The sequence below is a fragment of the Acinetobacter sp. HZNU-JH01 genome, from assembly GCF_037996845.1.
GTDB lineage: Bacteria > Pseudomonadota > Gammaproteobacteria > Pseudomonadales > Moraxellaceae > Acinetobacter > Acinetobacter haemolyticus.
The window spans coordinates 2,704,820-2,731,362 of the sequence record NZ_JBBMZX010000001.1; the positions used below are offsets into that span (position 1 = coordinate 2,704,820).

The 26,543-nt window shown below is 40.6% G+C and carries 27 protein-coding genes; 12 read left to right on the top strand and 15 right to left on the bottom strand.

Going from position 1 to position 26,543, the window contains the following annotated elements; genetic code table 11:
* Positions 1-117 precede the first annotated feature (117 nt).
* From AAC851_RS12855 to AAC851_RS12870, 4 genes are all read left to right on the top strand, one after another.
* Positions 118-798: a hypothetical protein gene (locus tag AAC851_RS12855; RefSeq protein WP_340600930.1), complete on the top strand. Its 681-nt coding sequence runs from the start codon at positions 118-120 to the stop codon at positions 796-798.
* A gap of 115 nt (positions 799-913) precedes the next feature.
* Positions 914-1,576, top strand: coding sequence for a hypothetical protein (locus tag AAC851_RS12860; protein ID WP_340600931.1), 663 nt, complete (start codon positions 914-916; stop codon positions 1,574-1,576).
* A gap of 12 nt (positions 1,577-1,588) precedes the next feature.
* The gene (locus AAC851_RS12865; protein ID WP_340600932.1) at positions 1,589-2,395 is read left to right on the top strand and encodes an SDR family NAD(P)-dependent oxidoreductase; all 807 of its coding nucleotides are present in this window, start codon (positions 1,589-1,591) and stop codon (positions 2,393-2,395) included.
* A 19-nt stretch (positions 2,396-2,414) separates the two neighbouring features.
* Entirely contained in the window at positions 2,415-2,750 is a 336-nt protein-coding gene (locus AAC851_RS12870) for a hypothetical protein (protein ID WP_017394989.1), read from the top strand.
* A 68-nt stretch (positions 2,751-2,818) separates the two neighbouring features.
* Here AAC851_RS12870 and AAC851_RS12875 read toward each other — a convergent pair whose 3' ends face one another.
* The 8 genes from AAC851_RS12875 to sdsA all read right to left on the bottom strand — a co-directional run bounded on the left by AAC851_RS12875 (position 2,819) and on the right by sdsA (position 13,438).
* Positions 2,819-3,259 carry a YbjQ family protein gene (locus tag AAC851_RS12875; RefSeq protein WP_005089404.1) on the bottom strand — a complete coding sequence of 147 codons (441 nt, stop codon included), beginning with the start codon at positions 3,257-3,259 and terminating at the stop codon, positions 2,819-2,821.
* 9 nt (positions 3,260-3,268) lie between these two features.
* Positions 3,269-3,619: a YbjQ family protein gene (locus AAC851_RS12880; protein ID WP_005083051.1), complete on the bottom strand. Its 351-nt coding sequence runs from the start codon at positions 3,617-3,619 to the stop codon at positions 3,269-3,271.
* Between the two features lie 117 nt (positions 3,620-3,736).
* Positions 3,737-5,194, bottom strand: coding sequence for a multidrug efflux RND transporter AdeIJK outer membrane channel subunit AdeK (gene adeK, locus AAC851_RS12885; RefSeq protein WP_004640437.1), 1,458 nt, complete (start codon positions 5,192-5,194; stop codon positions 3,737-3,739).
* The gene (gene adeJ / locus AAC851_RS12890) at positions 5,194-8,370 is read right to left on the bottom strand and encodes a multidrug efflux RND transporter permease subunit AdeJ (RefSeq protein WP_075314993.1); all 3,177 of its coding nucleotides are present in this window, start codon (positions 8,368-8,370) and stop codon (positions 5,194-5,196) included. The genes adeK and adeJ overlap by 1 nt, the downstream gene beginning before the upstream one ends.
* A 12-nt stretch (positions 8,371-8,382) precedes the next feature.
* The gene (locus tag AAC851_RS12895) at positions 8,383-9,606 is read right to left on the bottom strand and encodes an AdeA/AdeI family multidrug efflux RND transporter periplasmic adaptor subunit (protein ID WP_262443705.1); all 1,224 of its coding nucleotides are present in this window, start codon (positions 9,604-9,606) and stop codon (positions 8,383-8,385) included.
* On the bottom strand, positions 9,593-10,243 hold the full coding sequence (locus tag AAC851_RS12900) for a phosphatase PAP2 family protein (RefSeq protein ID WP_005083047.1): 651 nt from the start codon (positions 10,241-10,243) through the stop codon (positions 9,593-9,595). The genes AAC851_RS12895 and AAC851_RS12900 overlap by 14 nt, the downstream gene beginning before the upstream one ends.
* 161 nt (positions 10,244-10,404) lie before the next feature.
* Complete coding sequence (locus AAC851_RS12905; protein ID WP_004640429.1) at positions 10,405-12,447, bottom strand: site-specific recombinase; 2,043 nt, start codon at positions 12,445-12,447, stop codon at positions 10,405-10,407.
* 13 nt (positions 12,448-12,460) lie between these two features.
* Entirely contained in the window at positions 12,461-13,438 is a 978-nt protein-coding gene (gene sdsA, locus AAC851_RS12910; protein WP_005083044.1) for an All-trans-nonaprenyl-diphosphate synthase, read from the bottom strand.
* A 448-nt stretch (positions 13,439-13,886) separates the two neighbouring features.
* Here sdsA and rplU point away from each other — a divergent pair, with 448 nt between their 5' ends.
* Both rplU and rpmA read left to right on the top strand, forming a co-directional pair.
* Positions 13,887-14,198, top strand: coding sequence for a 50S ribosomal protein L21 (gene rplU, locus AAC851_RS12915; protein ID WP_005083041.1), 312 nt, complete (start codon positions 13,887-13,889; stop codon positions 14,196-14,198).
* Positions 14,199-14,216: 18 nt separating this feature from the next.
* Entirely contained in the window at positions 14,217-14,471 is a 255-nt protein-coding gene (gene rpmA / locus AAC851_RS12920; RefSeq protein WP_004640422.1) for a 50S ribosomal protein L27, read from the top strand.
* A gap of 65 nt (positions 14,472-14,536) precedes the next feature.
* Here rpmA and AAC851_RS12925 read toward each other — a convergent pair whose 3' ends face one another.
* Positions 14,537-15,406: a pirin family protein gene (locus AAC851_RS12925; RefSeq protein WP_134253080.1), complete on the bottom strand. Its 870-nt coding sequence runs from the start codon at positions 15,404-15,406 to the stop codon at positions 14,537-14,539.
* A gap of 292 nt (positions 15,407-15,698) precedes the next feature.
* On the opposite strand from AAC851_RS12925, the gene lolA reads away from it, so the two are divergent.
* The 5 genes from lolA to AAC851_RS12950 all read left to right on the top strand — a co-directional run bounded on the left by lolA (position 15,699) and on the right by AAC851_RS12950 (position 20,767).
* Positions 15,699-16,394, top strand: coding sequence for an outer membrane lipoprotein chaperone LolA (lolA, locus tag AAC851_RS12930; protein WP_004640412.1), 696 nt, complete (start codon positions 15,699-15,701; stop codon positions 16,392-16,394).
* A 118-nt stretch (positions 16,395-16,512) separates the two neighbouring features.
* On the top strand, positions 16,513-17,277 hold the full coding sequence (locus AAC851_RS12935) for a DUF3298 domain-containing protein (RefSeq protein WP_075314997.1): 765 nt from the start codon (positions 16,513-16,515) through the stop codon (positions 17,275-17,277).
* 102 nt (positions 17,278-17,379) lie between these two features.
* Positions 17,380-18,651, top strand: a complete 1,272-nt coding sequence (gene serS, locus AAC851_RS12940) for a serine--tRNA ligase (protein WP_075314999.1) — start codon at positions 17,380-17,382, stop codon at positions 18,649-18,651.
* 67 nt (positions 18,652-18,718) lie between these two features.
* Complete coding sequence (cysG, locus tag AAC851_RS12945) at positions 18,719-20,101, top strand: siroheme synthase CysG (protein WP_075315001.1); 1,383 nt, start codon at positions 18,719-18,721, stop codon at positions 20,099-20,101.
* A 195-nt stretch (positions 20,102-20,296) separates the two neighbouring features.
* Complete coding sequence (locus AAC851_RS12950; RefSeq protein ID WP_075315003.1) at positions 20,297-20,767, top strand: tRNA (cytidine(34)-2'-O)-methyltransferase; 471 nt, start codon at positions 20,297-20,299, stop codon at positions 20,765-20,767.
* Positions 20,768-20,780: 13 nt separating this feature from the next.
* Here the strand turns inward: AAC851_RS12950 and AAC851_RS12955 are convergent, their stop codons facing one another.
* On the bottom strand, positions 20,781-21,161 hold the full coding sequence (locus tag AAC851_RS12955) for a VOC family protein (protein WP_005089423.1): 381 nt from the start codon (positions 21,159-21,161) through the stop codon (positions 20,781-20,783).
* Positions 21,162-21,176: 15 nt separating this feature from the next.
* A complete protein-coding gene (locus AAC851_RS12960; protein WP_004640401.1) occupies positions 21,177-21,557 on the bottom strand; it encodes a winged helix-turn-helix transcriptional regulator in 381 nt (126 codons plus the stop codon).
* A 116-nt stretch (positions 21,558-21,673) separates the two neighbouring features.
* Here AAC851_RS12960 and AAC851_RS12965 point away from each other — a divergent pair, with 116 nt between their 5' ends.
* Positions 21,674-22,231: a flavodoxin family protein gene (locus tag AAC851_RS12965; RefSeq protein ID WP_004640399.1), complete on the top strand. Its 558-nt coding sequence runs from the start codon at positions 21,674-21,676 to the stop codon at positions 22,229-22,231.
* Between the two features lie 58 nt (positions 22,232-22,289).
* On the opposite strand, the gene AAC851_RS12970 is transcribed toward AAC851_RS12965, so the two are convergent.
* The 4 genes from AAC851_RS12970 to lipB form a co-directional block, all read right to left on the bottom strand.
* Complete coding sequence (locus AAC851_RS12970; RefSeq protein ID WP_017394983.1) at positions 22,290-23,687, bottom strand: APC family permease; 1,398 nt, start codon at positions 23,685-23,687, stop codon at positions 22,290-22,292.
* Positions 23,688-23,987: 300 nt separating this feature from the next.
* Positions 23,988-25,172, bottom strand: a complete 1,185-nt coding sequence (locus AAC851_RS12975; RefSeq protein WP_004640396.1) for an iron-containing alcohol dehydrogenase — start codon at positions 25,170-25,172, stop codon at positions 23,988-23,990.
* A gap of 2 nt (positions 25,173-25,174) precedes the next feature.
* Positions 25,175-25,708: a hypothetical protein gene (locus AAC851_RS12980; protein WP_005083027.1), complete on the bottom strand. Its 534-nt coding sequence runs from the start codon at positions 25,706-25,708 to the stop codon at positions 25,175-25,177.
* A gap of 82 nt (positions 25,709-25,790) precedes the next feature.
* Positions 25,791-26,444, bottom strand: coding sequence for a lipoyl(octanoyl) transferase LipB (gene lipB, locus AAC851_RS12985; protein WP_005083023.1), 654 nt, complete (start codon positions 26,442-26,444; stop codon positions 25,791-25,793).
* Positions 26,445-26,543: the final 99 nt, after the last annotated feature.

The following is a 26,543-nucleotide window of genomic DNA, read 5'->3' on the forward strand; positions in this document are numbered from 1 at the left end:
GCGTTGGTTTTTTATTTGAAAAAAGCTAAATTTATGAGTATTGGATCACATAATTAATAAATGTAGATGCATAAAACAACAGAATAAAAATGCGAAAACTAAAAAAGGATGCTTCTCATGAGTTATTCAATTCTATTGAAAATTAATGAAGTGACACATGGACAGTTTGAGACGATTCGCCAACAGTTGAATTCAGGAACTCAAGAAAGCCAGTCACGTATTTTAGGTGAAGTACTATCAGAAATTGCCTGTGATATCGTTGAGCAAGTATTTTCAGTGCTGCTCATTCAAAATCGTCAACCAACCTACCTCACACAAAAGAGTGCGACAGAATCTGAAAAAGTGATTCAGCAGATTATTGCAGCAGTTCGAAAATATATGCCGTGGTCGATTGCTTTGTTTGGCAATGAACGTTTATGTCCTTTTGTGAATTATTTCTCAGATATGATCAAATATCACGATGAACAAGTGTATGTGTCATATCCGATTGACCGAAACTTAGTTCAACAAGCTCATGCATTGGTCAATAAGTTAAAAAATAATGAGATTCAAGATATGGTGGATGTGTTCCAAACGTTGATTGAAATTGTTGATCTTGGGGTGACAAGTCTTATCCGTGAGCCTAAAAAATGTTTGAATTTCAATAAAGTGGTCGATAAGACCTTAAATGGTGTGATTAATATGACTGCGCATTTGAGCTATAAGCGTTTAGAGAAAATGGGCAATCAGGTGGACTCAAATGCAGCGACCGATTGTGTAAATCATTTTTTGGCATTTATGCATGTTGATACTGAATAGAATATGTTAAATTCGGGGTGCAGAAAGCCAAAAATGATACAAAAACAGATTGATGGATAAAAAGAGGCTGATAAAAAGCCTCTTTTTTATGGATCTAAAAATTAGGGTTGAGAAAATGAACACCGCCGTTTTTTTGAATATTCATGCGGATACATACGCAAGATTTGCTCATATTCGAACGCAATTATTGCAAGGAAGTAAGGATAGTCAGGCCAATGCTTTGGGGAGTGTATTGTCTGAAATGGCTTGTGAGGTCATCGAACAAGTTTTTATCGTGCTATTACAAGAGAATCAGCACTATTCACAAACGGGTGAATCTGAAAAAGTGATTCAACAAATCTTAGAAGCGGTGCGTAAATATATGCCGTGGTCAGTCTCATTTTTCAGCAATGATCGTTTAGTGCCATTGGTGGAATATCTGTCTAAGACATTGCAAATTGAAGATGAAACCATTTACATGACTTATCCAATTGATCAGAAACTGGCTCAAAAGGTAGCAATATCAAGCCAAAAACTGGCTGCTGGAGATCAACAAGAAATCTCAAATGCATTACGACTGTTAACAGAAGTGATTGATGTAGGTGTGACACACTTAATTCGTGAACCTAAAAAATGTTTAAAGTTCAATTTTGTGGTCGATAAAACGTTAAATGGCGTGATTACGATGACGACACATTTAGGATATAAGCGTTTAGAGAAATTAGGCACTCAACTCGATCATCAGGTTGCATCAACTTATATTGATTATTTCCTTAAGTTTATGCGTCATCAAGCATAGAGGGAACAGGTTATGGCAAAGCTAAAAAGTCTTGAAAATAAAGTGGTATGGATAACAGGAGCATCTTCGGGTTTGGGTAAAGCCTTGGCGCGTGAATGTGCCTTGCAAGGGGCACAAGTGGTGCTCACTTCACGCCGTTATGATGAATTAGAAGCGGTACGGGTTGGATTACTCAAGCCAGAACAGCATCTTTCGATTGCTGCCGACATTACCGATGAAGCTCAAGTCCGCCATGCACATGAGCAAGTATTGGCATGTAAGGGACGCATCGACTGGTTGATCAACAATGCAGGCTTAAGTCAGCGTGCTTTGATCCAAGATACAACGATGCAAACAGAACGTGCCATCATGGAGGTGGATTACTTTTCACAAGTATTTCTGACCAAAACGGTGCTCCCGACTTTCCTGAAACAGAAATCAGGTCGAGTGGTATTTGTTTCGAGTGTTGCTGGACTATTAGGGACACAATATCGAGCCAGTTATTCTGCGGCAAAAGCTGCGATTCATATGTGGGCGAATAGTCTGCGTGCCGAAGTTGCAAAACAGGGGGTACAGGTTTCTGTGGTGTTCCCTGGTTTTGTCAAAACCAATGTGTCCTTTAATGCTTTAAATGGAGAAGGAAAGCCACAAGGGTATCAAGATGAAGCGATTGAGAATGGATTAGACGCTGATATTTTTGCAGAGCGCGTGGTTACATCATTGATGGCGGGAGAGGAATACATTGTTGTTGGTGGTAAAAAAGAGCAACTCGGTGTGCTCGTCTCTCGTTTATCTCCAAGTTTGTTATATAAAATGATCCGTAAGAGTAAAGTGAAGTAGTGGAGAGAATAGGTTGAAAATGAAAGGTGATGCCAATGAGACACATTCACTCATAAAAAAGCGTGTATCACTTCTCTCAATTATTCTTTATCTGTTATTTGCTGTCCCGGTGAGTATTTTTATTGCTGGGTTGGTTGCGCTGTTATTGGTGACGATAAACAATGTCTCTAATTTTGAAGGGGCGAGGGGATATGCGTGGATTGGATGGCTCATGGTCATCGCACCTTTGATTTATATACTGTGCTTAATTACATTGCCGATCTTGATAAAGAAATATCCAAAAGCATTGTCCGTAATGAATTGGATATTTGCCGCCTTGTCTCTATGTTTGATTTTTTCTTTAACCCTCATGTAATAACTCAGACAAGTCTAAAATAAAATCCCAAGCATAAAGTGCAAGGCGGTTTTTGACGGCAAGGCGTATTATTTTGGCTCTACAATCACCGTTCCATAAGCAAATACTTCAACCATGCCACCTTGCATGCCCATTTCAGTAGTACTTAAACGTACCCCTAAAATTTGTTGGCCACCTATGGCTTTCGCTTGTTGCTTCAAACGTACAATCGCTTCTCGGCGTGCGCGTTCAACGATACTTTCATAACTGATTAAGCGACCACCTAAAATATTTTTAATCGATGCAAGGATGAATTTAAAATAATCATGTGAGATCACGACATTACTGCTAATTAAGTGCCCTGGATGTTCACTACTTGCAAAGCGGCGACTATCGATGTGGATATCTGCCAATAGACGTTCATTTTCGTCCAGTTCTCTCAAGTGTTTTTGTTCGTTATAACGACCAAATCCCCAGCCTACAGAGAATAAAATCAGAAAAATAACAATCTGAAAAATTAAGCCATCCATTTGTTATTCCTATGAGCTAAATGGATCGGGGAGTTTAGGTGCGATCGGTTGTACCACGACGGCGGTACCGTAGACAAATAACTCAGATGCGCCTTGTGTAATACTCGATGTTGAGAAACGAATACCAACGACTGCATTTGCACCTAGACTTTGTGCTTTATCGATCATGCGTTGCATGGCTTCTTGGCGAGATTCTTCTAACAGTTCGGTATACGCAGTTAATTCGCCACCAACAATGTTTTTTAAGCCCGCGAGAAAATCGCGTCCGACATGTTTACTGCGTACCGTACTGCCATAAACGACGTCGAGTTGGCGTAAGATCGTATGACCGGGTACAGATTCTAAATTGCTCAATAACATTATTTTTTGACCATTAAAAATTCTTTTTGAAGATAAGAAATATTGACTCAACTTGCAATAAAAAAAGCTCACTGATTTGCAGTGAGCTTTTTTATAAAATAACCGAAAGGCTATTTGCTACTTGTTGTAGTGCTTTTCAGAACTTGAAGGTTGAAGTGTGACTGTTTCATTGGTTGAGGCTTTTAAACCACCGCCCAGTGTTTTGTACAGTTCAATTTGATTGTTCTGTTCAGCTTGTTGCAATAACAATAAACCTTGTTCTGCTGCGTATGCTGATCGTTGCGCATCCAGTACAGTCAAATAACTATCAATCCCAGCACGGAATCGTGCATTTGAAAGTTTATAAGTTGTATTGGTGGCTTCAACCAAACGTTGTTGTGCTGCAAGACGTTCACCAATGTTAGCGCGTGTTGCAAGGGCATCGTTCACTTCACGGAAAGCAGATTGCACAGACTTTTCATAGTTAGACAATGCAATTTTCTGATCAGTTTCAGAGATTTTGACATTGGCACGACGTGTACCCCAGTCAAAAATTGGCATATCAAGGCTTGGCCCGATTGACCACATGCTATTTGCAGACTTAAATAAATCACTTAAATCAGTTGAGGCGTAGCCAGCAGTACCTGTCAAGCTAATGCTTGGGAACAACTGTGCTTTTGCCGCACCAATATTGGCGCCGGCAGCACTTAATTGATATTCGGCTGCTTTGACATCTGGACGGTTGTTCAGTAAGTCACTTGGCAAACCAGTAGCAAATACATTCTGCTGAGTAACACGTTTAACAGGTTGCACAGGCAACAAGTTTTGCGGTACAGGTTGACCTACTAGAAGATTCAGTAAGTTTGCTGCTTGTGCAATTTGCGTCTTGTAATTTGCAACGTCATTGCGTGCTGTTTCAACTGAGATCTGAGCCTGACGTAACGGAACTTCACTGTCGATACCAACATCAAAGCGTCGTTTGTTCAGATTATAAGACTCTTGTTGCGCTTTAAAGGTTTGCTCAGCAAGTTTTAAGTTCGCTGTTGCAAATGAATAATTTAACCAAGCTTGAGTGACTTGACTAATCAAACTGATTTGCGTCGAATCACGTGCACTTTGAGTGGCTAGATAATTATCTAAAGCGGCATCTTTTAGGCTGCGCACGCGACCCCAAAAATCAAGCTCATAAGCAGTGACACCCAAACCTACTTGATAAGTTGAATATGGGTTGTTTGGATCACGTGTAGGTGTAACCTGACGAATCGCACTGCCACTCGCACCAATCGTTGGAAGCTGATTGTTTTCAGTAATTCGATACTGTTGTTGAGCACGTTCAATATTGAGCGCTGCAGTACGCAGATCACGGTTATTGGTCAGTGCTAAATCAATCACTTCGATTAAACGAGGATCGGAAAAGAACTGTTTATAACCTTGTTCTGCGATAGAAGGACCAGAAGCGCTGTTATATGCATAGCTTTCTGGAATATCGGTTTTCACGACCGGTTCTGGGCCGCGCATGCTTTGACATGCAGTCAAAGCAAGCGCAAGTGCAGATACCGCAATGCTACGACCTGAAATAGACCATACTGTTTGCATCACGATTTATGCTCCTGAATGTTTATAGTTTTTGGTTTGTACTTAAAGATACTACGAATCCACACGAAGAATACAGGGATGAAGAAAATACCTAGAAGTGTTGAAGAGATTACACCACCCAAGACACCGTAACCAACGGAATGCTGACTACCTGCGCCTGCACCAGAAGAGAGTGCAAGTGGCAGTACACCAAAGCCGAAAGCAAGTGTTGTCATAATAATTGGACGTAGACGCATTTTTGCTGCGTGCAATGTTGCTTCTAGCAACTCTTCACCTTGTTCTTGCAAGTCTTTTGCAAACTCTACAATCAAGATCGCATTCTTAGCCGATAGACCAATTACAGCAATGATTGCCACTTGGAAGTAGATGTTATTTGAAAGATTTGGATCATCCTTCAGTACCATACCAAAGTAAGTTAAGAGAATCGCACCGATAATACCAAGTGGAACCACAAGTAAGACAGAGAACGGGATAGACCAGCTTTCATATAATGCTGCTAAGCATAAGAATACGATCAACAAAGAAAGCGCATAAAGGAATGGCGCTTGAGCACCAGACTCACGTTCTTCGAGAGATAAGCCTGTCCATTCATAATCGAAACCTTGTAAGCCCATAGATGGAAGTTTCGCAATAATTTCTTCCATGGCTTTCATCGAGTCACCAGAACTTGTTCCTGGTGCTGGTGTACCTTGAATGTTCACCGATGACACGCCGTTATAACGTTCAAGACGAGGAGAACCATAGGTCCATTTACCTGTTGCAAACGCAGAGAACGGAACCATTTCACCTACATTATTACGCACATACCATTTGTTTAAGTCTTCAGGCATCATACGGCTATCCGCTTCACCTTGAACATAAACTTTCTTCACACGACCACGATCGATGAAGTCATTAATATATGAACCACCCCACGCCATGCTCATGGTGCTGTTGATGTCAGCAATGCTAACACCCATTGCACCCGCTTGTGCTTGGTCGATCATAATTTGATATTGCGGTGTATCTTCTTGACCATTTGGACGCACGCCAACTAGTCGTTTGTCTTGAGATGCTAAACCTAAAATTGTATTACGTGCAGCAATCAGTTTTTCGTGACCTTGACCCGCTGAGTCTTTCAACTGTAGGTTGAAACCAGCAGTGACACCCAATTCAGGCATCGCTGGAAGCTGTAATGGCATGATGTATGATGCGTCTTTGACGATCATATTGAGTGCCATACCACGTTGAATCAGTGCACCAATTTGCGTTTCTGCAGTGGTACGATCCTTCCAGTCTTTTAGCTTAATAAAGCCGATACCTGCATTTTGACCAATCCCTGTAAATGAGAAGCCCGATACAGTAAAGATTGATTCAACTGTATCTTCTTCCTTCATAAAGAAGTTGGTCATGGTATCAATAACTTTATCGGTACGATCAAGCGTTGCATTTGGTGGTAGTTGTACTAATGTCATGACAACACCCTGATCTTCTTCTGGTAGGAATGAAGAAGGGAGTTTTTGGAACATGAACACCAATAAGCCAATCACAACGGCATAGAGCACACCTGAAAAGATTTTGGCTTTTAACATACGACTTACGCCGTTCTGATAGCCATGCGATACGCGGTCAAAGCTATGGTTAAACCATCTAAAGAAGCGAGCAAAAATACTGTTACTCGGTGCTTTATTTGGATCATGCTGTTTTAACAATGTTGCACAAAGAGCAGGGGTAAAGGTGAGTGCAACGATCAATGATAGAACCATTGCCGTAACGAGCGTGATCGAGAACTGACGATAAATTACCCCAGTCGTACCACTAAAAAATGCCATCGGTACGAATACCGCACTTAATACACTGGTGATACCAATTAGTGCACCAGAGATTTGTTTCATGGATTTTTCAGTTGATGTGACAGGATCAGTATGCTCTTCAGTCATTACACGTTCGACGTTCTCAACCACTACAATCGCGTCATCGACTAGTAGACCAATCGCCAGCACCATTGCAAACATGGTTAAAGTATTGATCGAGAATCCAAAAATGTTAATCACTGCAAATGTACCGAGTACAACCACAGGGATCGCCAAAGTTGGAATAATTGTCGCACGCCAGTTCTGTAAGAACAGGAACATCACGATGAATACCAAAATCACTGCTTCAATCAGTGTGTGTACAACACTTTCGATTGAGAGCTTGATAAATGGTGTGGTGTCATATGCCAGTTTGTCTTCAAGACCTGCTGGGTAATTCTTACGTAATTCAGTTAAACGCTCTTCAACAGCAGCAGCGGTATCAAGTGCATTGGAACCTGTTGCCATCTTGATCGCAAGACCACCAGCAGGTTTACCATTAAACATAGAGTTAAATGCATAAGTATCTGAACCCAGCTCTACTCGAGCAACGTCCTTTAAGCGAACTTCAGCACCAGAAGCTGTGTTTTTTAAGAAGATATTTTTAAACTGTTCAGGCGTTTGCAATAAGCTTTGCGCATTCACCGTAGCATTGATCACTTGATCTTTTACCGCAGGTGCACCACCGAGCTGACCAACAGCAACTTGAGAGTTTTGAGCTTGTAATGCACGAGCAACATCACTTGGTGTAAGTTGATAGTTGGTCAGTTTTGCTGGATCAAGCCAAATACGCATCGCATAAGAACCACCAAAGACTTGGACTTCACCAACACCAGCAACACGACTAATCGGTTCTTTGATTGATGAGTTTACATAGTCTTTAATGTCAGAGTCAGACATGCTGTTATCTGGTGAATAAAATGCAAGAACTTGTAAGAAACTTGCACCAGATTTAGTAACAGTTACACCTTGACGTTGTACATCTTCAGGCAAAAGCGCTGTTGCGGATTGCAATTTATTTTGTACTTGAACTTGTGCAATATCAGGATCGATACCTTGCTCAAAGTTAAGCTCGATCGATGCTTGACCATTACCAGAACTGTTTGATGAAATATAACGTAAACCATCTAGACCATTCATCTGTTGTTCAATGATCTGGGTTACGGTGTTTTCAACAGTTTCAGCTGATGCACCCGGATAAGTTGCAGAAATCGTAACGGTTGGCGGAGCAATCGTTGGATACTGGGCAATAGGCATCTTTGACAAGGTTAATATCCCTGCCAACATGATGACTAATGCGATCACCCACGCAAATATGGGGCGATGGATAAAAAATTGAGCCATTCAATGTGCCCCTTATGCTTTTACAGTTGCTTTTTGCTCTGCTTGAGCAGGTTGCGCAGCATTCTTTTCATTTGCTGGTTGGGCCTGATAAGGTTTTGCTGAAACTTCTTGGCCATCTTTGACTTTAGCAACGCCTTCAACAATCACCTTGTCACCAGCCTTAAGACCATTGGTAACAATCCAGTTTTGGCCTTGAACACCTGCTGTATCAATAGGGCGAGTTTCAACAGCGCCTTTGTCATTGACGATCATGACTGTCGCTTGTCCTGTTGGTAAGCGCGCTACAGCCGCTTGAGGAATTAGATAAGCGTTAGGTACAAGACCTTGCACAATTTGTGCTGTTGTATACATACCAGGAAGCAGCAAATGATTTGGATTTGAGAACACAGCACGTAAAGTAACTGTACCTGTATCTTGGTTTACAGACGCATCTGAGAAGGTTAATTGACCTTCAATCGGATAGGTTGAACCATCTTCAAGTTTTAACTTTACCTTGGTGTTATTGCTGTTGCTTAAACTGCCTTTGCTCAATTGTTGACGTAAGCGCAAAAGTTCCGCACTGGATTGATTAATATCAACGTAGATTGGATCAAGTTGTTGAATCGTGACCAATGGTGCAGTTTGATTGGCAGTCACCAACGCACCAGCCGTTACGGATGAACGACCAGATTGTCCAGAAATCGGTGAGCGGATGGTTGAATAACCAAAATCAACTTCTGCATTTTTCACTTGTGCTTGGGCAGCAGCAACTTGCGCTTCGGAAACACGTACTTGACCAAGTAAGTCATCGTATTCTTGTTTAGAGACTGCGTTGCTAGAAACAAGTTGTTGATAACGATTTAATTTGGTACGTAATGAGCTTAGGTTTGCTTGTTGTTGCAAAAGTGCAGCTTTGGCATTGTCTAAAGCTGCGCGATTTGCACGTGAATCAAGCTCATAAAGCGCTTGACCTTCAGAGACATAACTGCCTTCGGTAAACAAGCGTTTTAAGATCACACCACTGGTTTGTGGGCGAACTTCTGAAATTTGATAAGCAGATGTTCGACCTGAAAGTTCAACGTTTTGTTCAATACTTTGCGGTTGAGCTACAATAACACCAACCTCAGCAGGTGGCATTTTTTGTGCAGCAGCAGCTTGCTGTGCATCATTTGTATCTTTGCTACAACCAACAAGCGCGATACTTGTTGCTAATGCGCAAGCAGTTAGGGCAGGAGCCCAAAGCTTAGCCGACATCATTGTTCCACCTCAATTTAGATTTTGATCTAAAAAACAAATTGTTGTTGAAGTTGCTTTGGTACAGCCATAACCAAAGCAACGAAGTCCAAATTAATCCAATTCCCCAGCCTGAGAGCACATCTGTTGGGTAATGTACTCCTAAGTAGACTCTTGATATACCCATCACCATAATCCATAACGTTGCGATTAAAATGACAAATAGGCGATATCGATGTTGTTGACACAATAACAACGCTAAGCTCGCTAGGGTTGCCGCGTAAAGGCTATGACCGCTTGGGAATGAGGCGCCATAGCTTTGGACCAAATGATAAAACTCTAAAGGTCTAGGTCGATCAATCCCCCATTTTAGGAGCCAACCAATAGCAATACTTCCGATTACACTCAATGCGATAAAAACTAAACTTTTATAATTTTTCATCCAAGTTTGATATATGCACAAAAATGTAATTAAAACGATTAAAAAGGGCATTCCGCCCAATTGAGAAAGTAGGATCGCCACATGATCAAGCACGGAAAAACGGTGTTCAAATAGCATTTGAACACTCAAAAGATCTAAGTTTGATGTAGAGGGGTGAATCAGCCCAATCACACCTAAAACTAAAAAAATGCAACCAATACAAAGTAGTAGGTACGGCATGCGAACCTCAGTTTTTTTGCTTAACCATTTTAAGGGTTGTAGAGTGTTTTGAAGTGTACTCAAGAGTACACTTTTGGTCAAGCATTGAAATTTTATGATAATTTCATTTTCAAGTTTTTTTAAGGTTTAGTAAAAAAACATAACAAAATTTGATTGATATCTCATTTTTTCTCGGTGGTCGTTTTTTCCTGTACTTCAACGGGTTGTTTAGGTGGCCAAAAGAAGTCACTTGGTCTTGTAAGGAAATGAGTCATCACCAAATGTGCCAGTGGTTTCCATTGTGAAAAACGGACTCGACGTGCACGTAAAGCTACAATAATCGTTAAAGTAAAACTGACGAATAAGTTGGTTAAACCGATCAATAACACGCCTAGGAATGACACAATAATCAATGCAATGTCAGGAGAACCAATGGTCATCAAACCTTGAATAAAGTTTGCTGATGCGAAGGCAATATGACGAATATCTAAAGGTAATCCTAGGATAAAACCAATGGTTCCCATGCTCCCAAGCATAATACCGAAGAGAAAGTTACCACCTAAAGCACCTAAATTGGTTTCAATATAGTTGGCAAATTTGTCTAAACGTTCTTGTCCCATCCAGCGTTTCAAGCGACGATGTTGTTTGAGTCGAGGACCAACTTTTCGATAGACAGCTAAATTATCAAAGTAACCAGCAATTAAACCTGAAAGGAACAAACATACACCTGCGATTGCAGCATGCGGTACAGCAAGCGAGGTGAATGGATTGAGACTATGTAATAGCGCTGCTGATTTAGCATGATTTAATAGTGGCTCATCTAAATAAAACTGCCATGAAAATGTGATCAGCGCAGCGACAGGAATCGCAATCGAAATATTACCTAAAATGGCAATAAACTGTGTTCGAATGATATTAATAATTAGCGCAGCTAACTCTGCAATTTGAGCGGTTCGGCTACCTTTTTGCTGTTGTACAGTAGACGCTAGCGCAGCCGCAGTCATGGCGGGTTGTTTGGTTGCAACAGTAAAATGCAACACATGGATCAACATGAAACCGAGTGAATAGTTCATGCTATATAAAAAAGCATGGGTAAACGGTGCTAACACCAAACGTGCAGTCAGAATTTTTAAGGTTGCCATGGTGGCAATAATTGCACCTGCACCAGCTGCTGCTTTGTACATGCCAAAGAAGCCAGCTTTGTCGGTACTTACGTAATGTTCGCCGGTTTTACTCGCGTTTTCTGTTACCTGTAAGGCGATTAATTCACTGGTAGAGGATAGGAGATGACGAACGCTTCGACTATCGTAATGCGCTTTAGTTAGATCTGTTATTAATTCACCCAGAGCAAGATATTTTACTTCATCTTTACTTGCTAATAGGCTGAGTAATAATTCAATACGATCTAAGGCTTGTTCTAATAATGACAATAAATATGTCAAACTAATACTGACACCGATCCGCTTCGTTGCACGACGAATTTTCATCACCACATCACGACACTGATCAAGCATCACGAAAGCTTGCGATGCATCCAGCGGTGGGAGAACTGCAACAGCATCTTGCTGATCAACTTGTTTTTTATATTTTTCTATAAAATCAACTATTTCTCGGTTTTGTACCAAGAATGGTGATTCGTATTCGGTAATATCGGGTTGGGCATTAATAAACTCAGGATATAACCCAATACCACTAATTCGATAGGATAAAACCGTAATGGCTTTGATCAACTCATTGCTTGAAACTTGTTTTTCAGCACTACTATTTGAGCTTTCACAAATCAAATTAAACAATGTAGACCAATCTTGTTTGTCGATGAGATCTAGCCATTCACTGTCTGTTTCTTGGTGAAAGACTTTGCCTACAAGCGTTGTGAGTTGTTGCCCATCTTCAACTAATGGAAGAAAGTGCGCACCTAAACGTTGTCCAAGCTGATTCCAAAAACCATCAAGAGAGAGGATTCCACTATCTGCATATAAGCTAATCTGCTTATATTGGCTCATCAGCTTCAACAAAAAATGCTGAAGTAAATTGGCAGATGTAGGTGTCAGTAACAATGTTTTGATGAGATGATGAATTCTTTGTTTTACTTCATCTGCATCATTTGGGTTTTTTGGTCGTAAGCGATTAACCAATTCAATGAGGAGATTTTCATCAAGAACAGTTTGAGGGTGCTCAAGCTGTTCCTGCATTTTTAAAAATAAATCAGATAAATTTAAATGCATAAGCAGTCAGACATTATTGTAGTCGATGTAAAGCCATCAAGGTTAAATTCATCAGTGCTTGACGATATTCATTGTCAGGCAGTGCTTTCAGTGCCTCTAAAGCCGCGTCAGTTTCTTGTTGAGCACGCTTTTGGCAATAATCTAAACCACCTGAGTGATGAACGATTTCAATCACTTTATCCAAATGTTCGATACCACCAGTTGCGATACTGCGACGAATAATCGCATGATCTTCACCTGTTGAGTGCGCTAGTGCAGAAATTAAAGGTAAAGTTGGTTTACCTTCCATCAAATCATCACCAATATTTTTACCTAATGTTTCTGCATCCGAGGTGTAATCCAAAATATCATCAATGATTTGGAATGCATTGCCAAAATGCCCAGCGAAGCGACGTAATGGTTCACGATATTCTTCAGTACCTGCCAATATTGCTGCACCTTCGGTCGCAAGCTCAAACAAACGTGAAGTTTTACCATGGATAATATTTAAATAGATTTCTTCTGTGGTGTCTGGTTGATGTTGAGATTGGAGTTGTAAAACTTCACCTTCAGCAATCTCACATGTCCCCGTTGAGAAATCTTTTAATAGTGTCATGTTGTTTAAATCGACCAGTAGGTCAAATGCACGTGCAATCAAAAAATCACCGACCAAAACCGCAGTTTGATTATTCCACGTTGCATTGGCTGTCGGGCGGCCTCGTCGTAAATTGGATTCATCGACGACATCATCATGCACCAGTGTCGCGGTATGCAACATTTCAATGACAGCGGCTAAGTGTTGAGCTTGCTGCATATTGGTTAACCCACATGCACGTGCAGCAAGTAGACACATAATCGGGCGCATACGTTTGCCGCCAGCTTCAACTACATGCTTGCTCACGGACATTACTAAGCCGACTTTAGAACTGATTCCTTCATTGATGAGGTGATCCATCGCAGCAAAATCTGTCGCAACAGGGGAGAGAATGTCTTGCTTGAAATCGATGACCATATGAAGAAGAACCTCGTATAGATGAGTGAGTGCGTTAAGTGTATCAACTAATCTGTTGCTAAACATTGATACACATATGGTTATTTGCCGTTTAGAACAGGGTAAGGTGTTTTTTTGGTCTTATTTTAGGCAGAAAAATTGACTTCCTGACCGAGACAAAGACGGTTTCTAGATTTTGTTAAAACACAGTTTGTTATTGCCAAATGGGTTGGTTAAAAATGTATTGCAAATCACAAAAAGAATCAATCAAAACAATGTATGGTTAATCTATTTGATTTTATTGGGAAAATAAAATAATGCATACGGATCTATGCATTTATGCAAAATCACTTGTTGTTTGATCAATTTTCACTTAAAATTTGTCCCCTTGTATAACCCCAGTGGCGTTCGTTTTAAGTTCGGTATATCCCTTTATCGACACGACGACACGGGCATGTTGGAGTACATTATGTACGCAGTAATCCAAAGCGGTGGTAAACAGCACCGTGTTGTTGAGGGTGAAACCCTTAAAGTTGAATTGTTGAAAGCTGAAACTGGTGCAACTATTACGTTTGATGACGTATTAATGCTTGTAAACGGTGATAGCATTCAAATCGGTGCTCCAGTTGTAGCTGGCGCAAAAGTAACTGCAGAAGTAGTTGGCCATGGTCGTCACGACAAAATCCGCATCATCAAAATGCGTCGTCGTAAACATTACCGTAAACAACAAGGTCACCGTCAATGGTTTACCGAGTTGAAAATTACTGGTATCGCAGGCTAACACGAGGAGTAAATAGACATGGCAACTAAAAAAGCCGGTGGATCGACTAAAAACGGTCGTGATTCGAATCCTAAGATGTTAGGTGTTAAAGTTTACGGTGGTCAAACTGTAACTGCTGGTAACATCATCGTTCGTCAACGTGGTACTGAGTTCCACGCTGGTGCAAATGTTGGTATGGGCCGTGACCATACTTTATTTGCTACTGCTGACGGCGTAGTAAAATTTGAAGTGAAAGGTCAATTTGGCCGTCGCTACGTAACTGTTGAAGCTTAAGCTTTTATGGTTCAAAAAAAGCCCGCGTTAAGCGGGTTTTTTTATGGATATATTTTAAAAGATTTTTAGTTTGAATAGTGGCCGAATTTTCCAGTTTTAATATCATCATAGGCTTCAAGAATTTCATCATAAGTATTCATTACAAAGGGGCCATGTCCATTGATCGGTTCATTTAAAGGTTGGGCGGATAAAAATAACAAATCACAATCCTCAATCGCTGTTATTTCAACATCGCTACCTAAACTCGACATCACGGCTAGAGCTTGTTCTTCAAGATGATCTTCATCCGCTGCAAACATGGCTTTGCCTTTACGCAAGTAGATTAATGTTGTGGTTCCTTCTTCTGCGGGGAGGGTAATTTGCTGGTTCTTTTTTAAATGAATGTCAAAAATATTCATTGGGGTAAAGGTTTTGGCGATGCCTTGCGTAGTTCGATATTGACCAGCGACTACACGAATATAACCTGCTTGATGATCAAGTATGCATTTAGGAATTTCACTATTGGATAGGCTTTGATACCGTGGCGCTGACATTTTGTCTTTAGCGGGCAGATTCACCCACAGTTGTACCATTTCAAACTTTCCGCCTTGTTGACGAAACTCAGGACTAAATTGTTCGATATGTTGAATACCTGCAGCGGCGGTCATCCATTGCACATCGCCTGGTTGAATAATGCCACCTTGACCTGTAGAGTCCTTATGCGCTAATTCTCCTGCAAAAACAAAGGTGACGGTTTCAAAACCTCGATGTGGATGTTCATTGACACCTTTTTTATTGCTTTGTGGTTCTAATCGCCCAGGACCAAGGTGGTCGAGTAATAAAAAGGGAGAAGTGGTATTTCCAAGTTCATGATATGAAAATACTGATAAGGCAGGATAAAAATCACCAATAGCAAAACGAGTATCGTTACGATGAATAAACGCAAGACTTTTCATGGTTCGGACTTTTTGTGTCATTGGACTTAGATTATCAAACTGTAAGCTATGGTCTAGTACATTCTTTATCAATAATTTCTATCCAAAATGTCATAGCATCAAACTCATAAATTGTGGTCGAGGAATAGAATTTTTATTTATTACAATTTCTACATAAAGGCTGTAACTTCATACATAATGCTGAACTTTGCGACACGAACTACACAAAACCGCTGCTTTTCTTCATTTTTTTAATGATTAAAAACAGTAAGATGTCGTCATAACAGTAGAACTCTGATAGAAGGTTCATTTTATGAATTTTATGAAAAAAATAGCTTACGCGACAACTTTAAGTGCAATTACACTTGCGCCTGTTGTTAGTATTCAGGTGTCTGCTGCACCGGTGGCGGCATCAGCTCAACAGGCAACGACGAGTTTGGTTCAACAATTATCAAGCTTGCAACGCTTCACGGCAGACTTTGAACAAACAACGAAAGTAAGCAACAATAAGGCTGCACCAAAACGCGGGCTTACTGCTCAGCACATGAATCAAACTTTTAAAGGTGTAATGAAGGTTGAACGCCCAGGTAAATTCTATTGGGAAATTACTAGCCCAGCAAAACAAACGATTGTAACATCTGGGAAAACAGTGTGGATTTATGATCCTGATCTACAACAGGCAATTCGTCAAAACCTAGATGATCAGGTGGCAAATACCCCTGCATTATTGTTGTCGGGAAATACCAATCAAATCATGCAGTCTTATCGTGTGACACAACCCGATCGCACGAAATTGTATTATACCTTGTATCCAAAACAGGATGACAGCACGTTCCAAAGTTTAACAATCAGCTTTGGCGCGAATAGAGCACCGAATTTGATGATTTTACAAGACTCATTGGGTCAAACCACTTATGTGCGTTTCAGTAATGTGAAGGTCAATCAAGCAATTCCTGCTTCTGTATTTAATTTTGAGCCGCCAAAAGGCACTGATATTATTGATCAATAATATTTCTATAGATGTTATCTCAAAAAGCCGCAGATATTGCGGCTTTTTGTCAGATACATTTTTTAATTTCATCTGTGAGCAAGGCTTTGTATAGTGAAGAAAAACATTAGAGACTTGCATGACAATGAACAGCTCAAAATCATCAATATTAATTCCATTGATTCCTATACTGACCATTTTCGCATTAGCAGGTTGCCAACCAAAATCAGATACGACACCTAAAGTTGAGAAAACCAATATCCCATTGGTTCAGGCTCAAGTTGTGGCAGTTGAGTTACCTAAACAGAAAGTCTGTTTAGAGGATGGCTGTACCAACTATGATTTGCAAACGGTAAAAACCAATCTGCAATGGATTGATGATTATTTTGTAGCGCGTATGAAAAAAGCAGAACCAAATGCGTTTGCAAATTTGAATGATCAACAAGTAAAAGTTCCTGAGGGAGAGCCTGCACTCAGTGAAAGCAGTACTTATGTTCGCTTTGTTGGGCAAAATTACAATTTGGCGACTTTTGCGATTCAGAGCTATACCTATCCTGCGGGTGCTGCACATGGAATGTATCATCAAGAATTTGTTAATTTTGATTTAAGCAATAAAAAACATATTCGTGTAGAGGATTTAGTTAAAGATGGTATGGATCAAAAGCTGCGGGATGAGTTGTATGCTGCAAATCAAAATTGGTTAGATGAGCACAATATTAAGAAAGATCAACTACAAGTCAGCGATAATTATTATTATGGGGTCAATGGAATCGTATTCGTTTATCCACTTTATGAGCTTGCATCTTATGCTGAAGGTATGAGTGAGTTGACCTTGCCTTATTATGCAGCAAAAGAGTTTATCAAGGCAGAATACTTGCCAAGCCTACCGAAAGTCCCTAATTAATCCTAATCTAGATACAGCATCTGCAATTACGAGGTAGATGCTGTATTTTTTCAGGTTAAAGCCTTACACTATAGCCAGTTTTTTCTCTATTCATGATTGATTATGATCGACCCAAAATTACTTAGAAATAATATCGAAGTGGTAAATGCTGCTTTGGCAAAACGTGGTATTCAGCTCAATGTACAAGAATGGGCTGATTTAGAAGCTCGCCGTAAAGATTTGCAATCTAAAGCAGAAAATTTACAAGCTGAACGTAACGCAGGTGCAAAGCAAGTTGGTCAAATCAAAAAGTCGGGTGGAGATGCGTCAGAAATTATGGCGCGTATGGCTGCGATTGGTGATGAAATCAAAGCGGCTGAAGTCGCTTTGGCTGAATTGCAAACTGAACTTGAGCAGAAGTCTCTTGCGATTCCAAACCTACCAGATGAGTCTGTTCCATTTGGTAAAGATGAAAGCGATAATCTTGAAATCTTAAAATGGGGCACACCACGTCAGTTCGATTTTGAAATCAAAGATCATACTGATCTTGGCGAATGGATGGGTGGTCTTGAGTTTGAAACTGCGACTAAACTTACAGGTTCACGTTTCAGTGTATTGAAAGGTCCTTTAGCACGTTTACAACGAGCATTAACCCAATTCATGTTGGATACACATACGCTTAAAAATGGTTATACCGAAGCTTATGTTCCGTATTTGGTGAATGCGGATACCTTACGTGGTACAGGTCAATTACCAAAATTTGAAGAAGATCTATTCAAGCTGCAAGGCGAAAAAGAATACTATTTGATTCCAACAGCAGAAGTGCCAATCACGAACTTTGTACGTGATGAGATTATCGATGCGGATCGTTTGCCACTTAAATATTCAGCACATACTCCATGTTTCCGCAGTGAAGCAGGTTCTTATGGGCGTGATACGCGTGGCTTAATCCGTCAACACCAATTCGACAAGGTTGAAATGGTGCAAATCGTCAAGCCAGAGCACTCTATGCAGGCACTTGAAGAGTTAACTGCACATGCTGAGGGCATTTTGCAGGCGCTTGGTTTGCCGTATCGTAAGATTTTGCTCTGTGGTGGTGACATGGGCTTTGGTGCAGTTAAAACATATGACCTCGAAGTTTGGGTACCGAGTCAAAATACGTATCGTGAGATTTCAAGTTGCTCAAATATGGGTGATTTCCAAGCTCGCCGTATGAAAGCACGTTACCGAGTGGATCAGAAGAAGATCGAATTGGTGCACACTTTAAATGGTTCAGGACTCGCAGTGGGGCGTACCTTACTTGCAGTGATGGAAAACTACCAATGTGCAGATGGTTCAATCGAAATTCCTGAAGTTTTACGTCCATATATGGGCGGTATAACTTATATTGATTAAGCTGTGCATCGAATTTGTGCACAGTTTTTGCTTTATCTCAATCAGATTGAAAATATAGAGGCATGATGTGGAAATTTTCCCAATCTCTTTAAAGTTGCAGCAGCAACGATGTCTGATTGTCGGTGGTGGGCATATTGCTTATCGCAAAGCAAACTTGTTGGTCAAAGCGGGTGCAATTATTGATGTGATTGCGCCTGAGATCGAGCCAGAATTAACTGCTCTGGTTGAAAAGTCAGCAGGGCAGTGTATTTACAAACCTTTCTCAGAAGATATTCTTGCAACTCCTTATCGACTGGTTATTGCAGCGACCGACCAACCTGAGGTCAATAAAACGGTATTTGAGCAATGTGAACAGCGTAATTTGCTGGTCAACAGTGTTGATGATATTCCACATTGTCGTTTTATGGTCCCTGCCATTATTGATCGTTCGCCTCTGGTGATTTCAGTTGCATCTAATGGTGCATCACCTGTTTTATCTAGACAGCTTCGTACTCAAATTGAAACGATTGTGCCGCATGGCATGGGGAAACTTGCTGAGTTTTCAGGAAAATGGCGTAAGCAAGTCAAAGAAAAAATCACCAATCCAGATGAGCGTCGTATCTTTTGGGAAAATTTGTATGCCAGCCCGCTTAAAGAGCAGGTTTTCAATGACAATATTGATGTTGCCAACGATCTGATTCAGCAGGCACTTAGTGAATGGATTGCACCCAAAGGTGAGGTTTATTTAGTGGGTGCAGGGCCGGGTGATCCAGAACTTTTAACGTTAAAAGCGTTGCGTCTCATGCAGCAGGCAGATGTCGTGATCTATGATCGTTTGGTATCTGCACCCATTTTGGAATTATGCCGCCGTGATGCGGAAAAAATTTATGTGGGAAAAGCACGTTCCAATCATTCTGTGCCACAAGATGGTATCAATGCTTTATTGGTGGAGTATGCGCAAAAAGGTAAACGTGTTTGCCGTTTAAAAGGAGGAGATCCTTTTATCTTTGGGCGTGGTGGTGAAGAAATTCAAGAATTGGTAGAAGCCAATGTGACTTTTCAAGTGGTGCCGGGGATTACCGCTGCTTCGGGTTGTTCTGCATATGCGGGTATACCATTGACACATCGTGATTATGCACAAAGTGTACGTTTCTTGACAGGGCATTTAAAAGAAGGCTCACCAGAGTTACCTTGGAACGAACTGGTCTATGAAAACCAAACTTTGGTACTGTATATGGGCTTAGTCGGATTAGAGCGGATTTGTGAGCAACTGATTGCACATGGTCAGCGCCCAACTATGCCTGTAGCGCTCATTTCTAAAGGAACTACTCCTGAACAAAAAGTGGTGGTCGGTACTTTGGCGGATATTGCAACCAAAGTATCAGAGCATCAAATCGTAGCACCGACTTTAACCATTATTGGTGAAGTGGTGAGTCTACGCGAACAGTTAAAATGGCATGAGCGAGGATAAGCAGAACAACGTTCTGCCCGAAGCGCAAGACGAAGGCTATGCCTGAGTAAAGAGGATAAGCAGAACAACGTTCTGCCCTGAGGAGTGAAAACTCCGCAAGAAGGATATCTGCCTGAGGGACGCTCATGACTATATTCCCGACTAAATTAGGGTTCTGTGCCAAGCAAGCTAATATATGTATAAGTGAGTAATTAAGTGATTCATGTCGTCCTATACGAGCCTGAGATTCCAGCGAATACAGGTAATATCATTCGTCTATGTGCCAATACTGGTGCGCAACTACACTTGGTCAAACCTTTGGGTTTTGAGCTAGATGATAAAAAGTTGAAACGTGCAGGTTTGGACTATCACGAATGGGCGAGAATGCAAATTTGGGATAATATTGAATTATGCCTTGCTGATTTAAAAGTTAAAGGTGTGGAACATGTTTTTCCATTGACAACAAGAGGATCAGCAACACCGCATACAGTTGATCTGAATCGTCCAGTTGCGTTGTTAATGGGGCCAGAAACTCGAGGCCTACCTGAACAAGTCCGTTTGATGTTCCCTCAAGATCAGTGGATTCGCCTGCCCATGGCTGAAAACTCTAGAAGCCTAAATCTATCTAACGCAACTGCAGTTATTGTGTACGAGGCGTGGAGACAACAAGGGTTCAAACAGCTCTGATTGTATTGGACTTTTATATATCACCATATGGACTAGCAACAACGAGTGTATAACCATTTAGGTCTTTAAACCAAATTTCGCGATGGTGTGCATTCGGGTTGTATTTTGGACCTTCCAATATTTCAACATGGTGGGCTTGCAGGCTTTTGACAATTTCATCAAATTGCTTGCTTTCAAACCACAACAGAACACCATTGCCAATCACATATTTAGGCTCTCCAATATATGAGTGGTCATGCGCTTGCCATTGATGTAATTGCAACACCATGGTTTGCTCAAATAGCAACTGTTCATATTCTTTGCCGCCATGTCCGCTTTGCAGGCCAAGCACAGTTTGATACCACTGACTGGTTTTCTCGACATTTGTAACAGCGATTAAAGGTTGTGGGTGCATACGGACCTCATCGGATTATTCTATTTTTTCTTGTATAGCATCAAAACGTTGTTGAGCAGAAATGATTTGTTCGATATTACTCTCAGCCCAATCTTTCAACTGAAATGCCATTTCAGCAACCTCTAAACCTAAAGCCGTCAAAGAATATTCCACACGAATTGGTGAGGTATCTTGTACTTGCCTTTCAATAAAACCATCTCGCTCAAGCATTTTTAATTTCTGTGAGAGAACCTTTGGCGAAATCCCTTCGATGTTCTTTTTAAGTAAATTGAAGTGCTGACTCTCTTTAGCCAAAACATTGATGATTAATAAAACCCATTTATCTGCAATTTTTTCAAAAAATAATCGAGCAGGGCAATGCTGTTGATAAATATTATATTTCAAGCCTTTAATCATCTTTGGTACCCTCAACTTTTCATTCACAGTTCACTAGTTACCTATTGGTAACTAATTGACACCTAGTTTCTAAAATATATCATTAAATCGAACTTTTAAAAACACTAGGTGAACTCATGACAAAAATTGCAGTGGTTTATTACTCAGGCTATGGCCATACCAAAGTTGTGGCTGAAACTTTTGCACAAGCAATTGATGCAACATTAATCGAGATTGATCAAAATGGTGAAATTACTGAACAAGACTGGCAAACTTTAAGTGATGCGCAAGGAATCGTTTTTGGTACACCAACTTATATGGCTGCTGCACCTTGGCAATTTAAGAAATTTGCTGATGCATCATCAAAAATTTGGTTTACACGTGGTTGGCAAGACAAAGTTTTTGCAGGTTTTACCAATAGCGCAAGTTTAAATGGTGATAAGCAAGTGACACTCATTCAACTACAAACTTTGGCTTCACAGCATGGTGGAATATGGGTGAGCTTAGGCTTACTTCCTGCCAATACCAAAGCCGCCAAACGGGAAGATGTCAACAACCTAGGCGGATCGGTTGGCTTATTGGTGCAATCACCTTCGGATGCGAGTACTGATGAAATTCCATCTGGAGATTTGGAAACTGCTAAACATTATGCACAACGTGTCAAAAATGTTGTGGAGCGTTTGGCTTCTGCATAATACAAAAAAGGTGCAGTTGAAAACTGCACCTTTTTTAATAAGTTAATTGGGAAGCAAGTTAATGCTTGTCATCAAACTCATTGTATTGTGGAGCGGTATATTTAAAGCCCTTAGTTTTATAGCCTAGATATAGCACCCCAAACATTGCCCACCATAAACCGTATTTCAATGCAGTTTCCTCAATTTCTAGCCATAAGGCAAAGATACTGATAAAACCACACAACGGAATAACGACATAATTGATGATTTCTTTAAATGTCTTGGTACGGCCATCTCGAAGTGCATAACGAGAAATAACCGATAAATTTACAAAGGTAAATGCGGTTAAAGCACCAAAACTAATCATCGAAATCACAATATCTAGATCCATAAAGCCTGCTGATAAAGCAACAAGACCAACGATCAAGATGTTATAAGATGGTGTAAATGTTTTTGGACTAATATGACCGAAAATCTTTTTGTTAATAATGCCATCGCGACCCATCACATACATGAGACGTGAAACACCAGCATGGGCTGAAATACCTGAAGCCATTACCGTAATAATTGCAAATGCAAGTACGTATGATTGGAACAGTGAACCACCCACGAGCAATAGGATTTCTGGTTGTGTTTCAGCAATATCTTTAAAGTAACTGCTTGGGTTACCAGGGAAATAAAGCTGAATGAAATACGTGCTGATAATGAAGATTACGCCTGCAAATAAAGCAGTTAAGAAAATTGCTTTAGGTAGCGTTTTCTCGGTATCTTTAGTTTCTTCAGCAAGTGAACTCAACGAGTCAAAGCCCGTAAATGAGAAGCACAGTAAAGTTGCACCTGTAATCAGCGCACCAACAGATGTGAGCTCATTCCAAAATGGCTCAAGTGTCCATAATTGATAACGAGTTTCTGCGGTAATCGGACCATCCGCGTTTACACCCATCTGCAATTTACTGTAAACCAAGTAGGTAAATGTACCGATAACAATTAACTGTACCAATACAATCCAACTGTTAAAGTTCGCAACGAATCTTGCACCACGTAAATTAACACCCGTCATAAATGCGGTGAGAACTACAACCCAAACCCAGTGATTAATATCTGGAAATAATGCAGTCAAATAAATGACAGCAAGAATGATATTCACCATAGGAGAGAGTAGGTAATCTAGCCAAGATGACCAACCGACCATAAAACCGACATTCGGATGAATCGATTTTTGTGCGTAGGTATAGGCGGAGCCTGACGAAGGATAACGTCGGATCATATGCCCATAGCTAATTGAGGTTAGCAAAATGGCAACGAGGGCGAAGATATAAGAGGTTGGAACATGGTGATTACTTGCTTCGGATACGAGACCGAAAGTATCAAATAACGTCATTGGCTGAACATAAGCCAAACCAATAATTATGACGTGCCATAGACCTAATGTTTTTTGCAGTTTAGCTGCTGATTGAGTCCCAGAGATGTTTGTCAACGGCGTTATCCTCATTATCGTTGATCAAGGATCAGCTATGGTTTAAGGATCATTTGAGACAAAAATGATCCCCCCTACAGAAAAAAAAAGCGAAGTGCGCCAATCTATCCTAATTTGGCGTAAATTGTCAGCACTTTTCTGTATTTTTAGCAATTTTTTTGCCAATTTGGTTGAGAATTCGATGAATTATGGGTTCATTTGCCATAAAAAAGCCTCGAACCTTAAATTTACATGGATCATGATATAAATCTAAGTGAGTCGAGGCTTATTTACTAAATATTTATTTAGCTAAGTGAGGTCTTACCACGCTTTTTGTAAAATAGCGCGAAGATCTTTGAGATTTGCTTCTTTCGGATTGTAGATGATAGATCCATCATTCAATGCTTTTTCAGCAACCTCATCCAATTGGGCTTCAGTAATCTTACCTGTTTCCCGCAACGTACGCGGTAATTTGGTCAAGCTATGTAAACGATCACGCATCGTCAAAATCGTAGCAATTGCTTTGTCAGCACGTTGGTTTGCAGGAGTTTGAGAATAGATGTCTGCACCTGCTAAAGGAAGCAACAACTCGCCAATCTTTTGGCCATTCACTTCTTTGTTGTATTCAAGTACATACGGTAAGAATAAATTCATGCATAGTCCATGCGGGAGGTGGGCAACCGCACCTAAAGCATGACCAAGCGAGTGAACAAGACCGACCATTGAATTTGAAAATGCGATACCAGCCATTGTCGATGCTTGAGCAAGCTCTAAACGACCTTGTGCATCACTTGGATTGTCGAGGACTTTGAATAGATTTTCACTGATTTTCTTTATACCCGCACTTGCATATGCATCACTGAGTGGATTGGCTGCCAAACACGTATACGCTTCTACACAGTGAGTAAGTGCATCCATACCTGTCATTGCGGTTAAATGCGGCGGTAAAGTCATGGTCATACGCGGATCAAGGATCGCGGCATGAGGCATCAAATAATAGGAAGCAAAAGCCAATTTTACATTGCGTTGCGTATCAGAAACTACAGCAACCATCGTGACTTCAGAACCCGTACCTGATGTTGTTGGAATTACAAAGAAAGGTTTGAGTGGCTTTGGTAGGTTGTGTGCACCTGAGTACTGTAACAGGTCATCACCGCCTTCAGATACCAAGATATTGGTTGCTTTAGAGGTGTCAATCACTGAACCACCACCAATGGCGATAATGGCATCACAGTTTTGTTTGCGATAAGTTTCAGCTGCGGAGCGAACTACCTCTAGACTTGAGTCAGGTGGAACATCATCAAAAATTGCACCGATTACCGCATCTGTGGTGCTGAATGCTGCTTCAATTGGGCTGAGTAAGCCATTTGCTCGAACGCCTTTATCAGTAATGATCATAGGGCGTTTTGCACCTAAAGTTGCAAGTTCGAAAGGGATATGCTCTAACGCAGCGTTACCAGCAATGACTTTTACAGGACAGAAAAACTCGTAATAAGGCTTAGCCATGGTTATGCGCTCCGTTTGAGATATGATTTAGCGACTTTCAGATAGATATTTTTTGCACCCGTGAATTTTTCTTTTAATGTCAATTCGGCTGGGTAGCGTTTTACTGCGAGTGAAGCAATTAATTTTGGCAGGATTAATGCTTCCATCTTATTTAGGCAACGAACAAGACGGATTGCACTAGATACGTCACCGTCAGCAATCATGCGATCATTGGCAAAAGCTTGGGCAGTACTCTCTTGAAATGAGAATACTAAAAATGCATGGGTAAGATGCTTAAAGGTAATAGTTAAATCTGGTTTCCCTTTGTAGTTTGGTACAAGTTCCAGCGTTTTATCTTCGGTTACTTTTGCAATAAATGCAGGTCCATTGGGGAAAACATTCATCGAAAGTACAAAACCGACAGGAAATTTTGATACTTCCTCATGTACTTCATCATCCACTTGACTTGCCATGACTAAACCACGACCGACAACATCCATCATGAGTTTGACGTAGGCAAATTGCAAGGTGGGTTTCACTGCTTTGCTTGAAATCACTTGCGTATCCCTTGTTAAAATTATGCAAAAAGATAATTTAGAGTATTTACTCTAATTTATTTTGTTTGAATTGAAAAGTAAATTATTCAGATTTGACTACAAGGTCATGAAAGAAATTTGTATTTTGTAGATAGTGAGTGAAATCCTCACAAAGCTGTTCAAATTTCGGATAGTCTTGCAGTAGGTCTTGTAAGCGTACCATCTCTAAACCTGCGTATCCACAAGGATTAATGGTTTGAAAGCCTGTTAAACTACAGTCAATATTCAGTGCTAAACCATGATAGCTACGACCTCGGCGAATTTTGAAACCCAGAGAGCCGATCTTACGCTCATCTACATAGACGCCTGGTGCATCCGCTTTGGCGTAGGCCGTGATACCGTATTTTTTGAGTAGGTCAATCATTGCTTGCTCAGCAAAACTAACGAGGGTGCGAACATTCCATTTTAAACGATTTAAATCAAACAAAAAGTAAGCCACTAATTGTCCTTGACCATGCCATGTCACTTGGCCGCCACGATCTGTTTGCACAATTGGAAGATGGCTGGGTGTTAAAATATGTTCTGCTTTGCCTGCTTGTCCTTGCGTGAGTACGTCGTGATGTTGTAATAACCAAATTTCATCAGGGCTATCTGCATCTCGATTTTCAGTGAAATTTTTCATCGCTTCAAATCGATCGGTATAATCTTGTAGGTCTTTGAAACAGCGAATGATTAATGAGGGCTTCTCAAAGTTCATTACAGCATTTTTCCTTTGATTGGTGCAGTTTTATCTTGGTATCGATTATCTAATGATTTGGCTAAGATAAATAGAGATCTTTTATAAAATTAGCTGAAA

Bases quoted from the DNA above. Each gene is read 5' to 3' on its own strand.
- AAC851_RS12855 (WP_340600930.1), top strand. From the start codon at position 118: ATGAGTTATTCAATTCTATTGAAAATTAATGAAGTGACACATGGACAG.
- AAC851_RS12860 (WP_340600931.1), top strand. From the start codon at position 914: ATGAACACCGCCGTTTTTTTGAATATTCATGCGGATACATACGCAAGA.
- AAC851_RS12865 (WP_340600932.1), top strand. From the start codon at position 1,589: ATGGCAAAGCTAAAAAGTCTTGAAAATAAAGTGGTATGGATAACAGGA.
- AAC851_RS12870 (WP_017394989.1), top strand. From the start codon at position 2,415: ATGAAAGGTGATGCCAATGAGACACATTCACTCATAAAAAAGCGTGTA.
- AAC851_RS12875 (WP_005089404.1), bottom strand. From the start codon at position 3,259: ATGGATGGCTTAATTTTTCAGATTGTTATTTTTCTGATTTTATTCTCT.
- AAC851_RS12880 (WP_005083051.1), bottom strand. From the start codon at position 3,619: ATGTTATTGAGCAATTTAGAATCTGTACCCGGTCATACGATCTTACGC.
- adeK (WP_004640437.1), bottom strand. From the start codon at position 5,194: ATGCAAACAGTATGGTCTATTTCAGGTCGTAGCATTGCGGTATCTGCA.
- adeJ (WP_075314993.1), bottom strand. From the start codon at position 8,370: ATGGCTCAATTTTTTATCCATCGCCCCATATTTGCGTGGGTGATCGCA.
- AAC851_RS12895 (WP_262443705.1), bottom strand. From the start codon at position 9,606: ATGATGTCGGCTAAGCTTTGGGCTCCTGCCCTAACTGCTTGCGCATTA.
- AAC851_RS12900 (WP_005083047.1), bottom strand. From the start codon at position 10,243: ATGCCGTACCTACTACTTTGTATTGGTTGCATTTTTTTAGTTTTAGGT.
- AAC851_RS12905 (WP_004640429.1), bottom strand. From the start codon at position 12,447: ATGCATTTAAATTTATCTGATTTATTTTTAAAAATGCAGGAACAGCTT.
- sdsA (WP_005083044.1), bottom strand. From the start codon at position 13,438: ATGGTCATCGATTTCAAGCAAGACATTCTCTCCCCTGTTGCGACAGAT.
- rplU (WP_005083041.1), top strand. From the start codon at position 13,887: ATGTACGCAGTAATCCAAAGCGGTGGTAAACAGCACCGTGTTGTTGAG.
- rpmA (WP_004640422.1), top strand. From the start codon at position 14,217: ATGGCAACTAAAAAAGCCGGTGGATCGACTAAAAACGGTCGTGATTCG.
- AAC851_RS12925 (WP_134253080.1), bottom strand. From the start codon at position 15,406: ATGAAAAGTCTTGCGTTTATTCATCGTAACGATACTCGTTTTGCTATT.
- lolA (WP_004640412.1), top strand. From the start codon at position 15,699: ATGAATTTTATGAAAAAAATAGCTTACGCGACAACTTTAAGTGCAATT.
- AAC851_RS12935 (WP_075314997.1), top strand. From the start codon at position 16,513: ATGACAATGAACAGCTCAAAATCATCAATATTAATTCCATTGATTCCT.
- serS (WP_075314999.1), top strand. From the start codon at position 17,380: ATGATCGACCCAAAATTACTTAGAAATAATATCGAAGTGGTAAATGCT.
- AAC851_RS12955 (WP_005089423.1), bottom strand. From the start codon at position 21,161: ATGCACCCACAACCTTTAATCGCTGTTACAAATGTCGAGAAAACCAGT.
- AAC851_RS12960 (WP_004640401.1), bottom strand. From the start codon at position 21,557: ATGATTAAAGGCTTGAAATATAATATTTATCAACAGCATTGCCCTGCT.
- AAC851_RS12965 (WP_004640399.1), top strand. From the start codon at position 21,674: ATGACAAAAATTGCAGTGGTTTATTACTCAGGCTATGGCCATACCAAA.
- AAC851_RS12975 (WP_004640396.1), bottom strand. From the start codon at position 25,172: ATGGCTAAGCCTTATTACGAGTTTTTCTGTCCTGTAAAAGTCATTGCT.
- lipB (WP_005083023.1), bottom strand. From the start codon at position 26,444: ATGAACTTTGAGAAGCCCTCATTAATCATTCGCTGTTTCAAAGACCTA.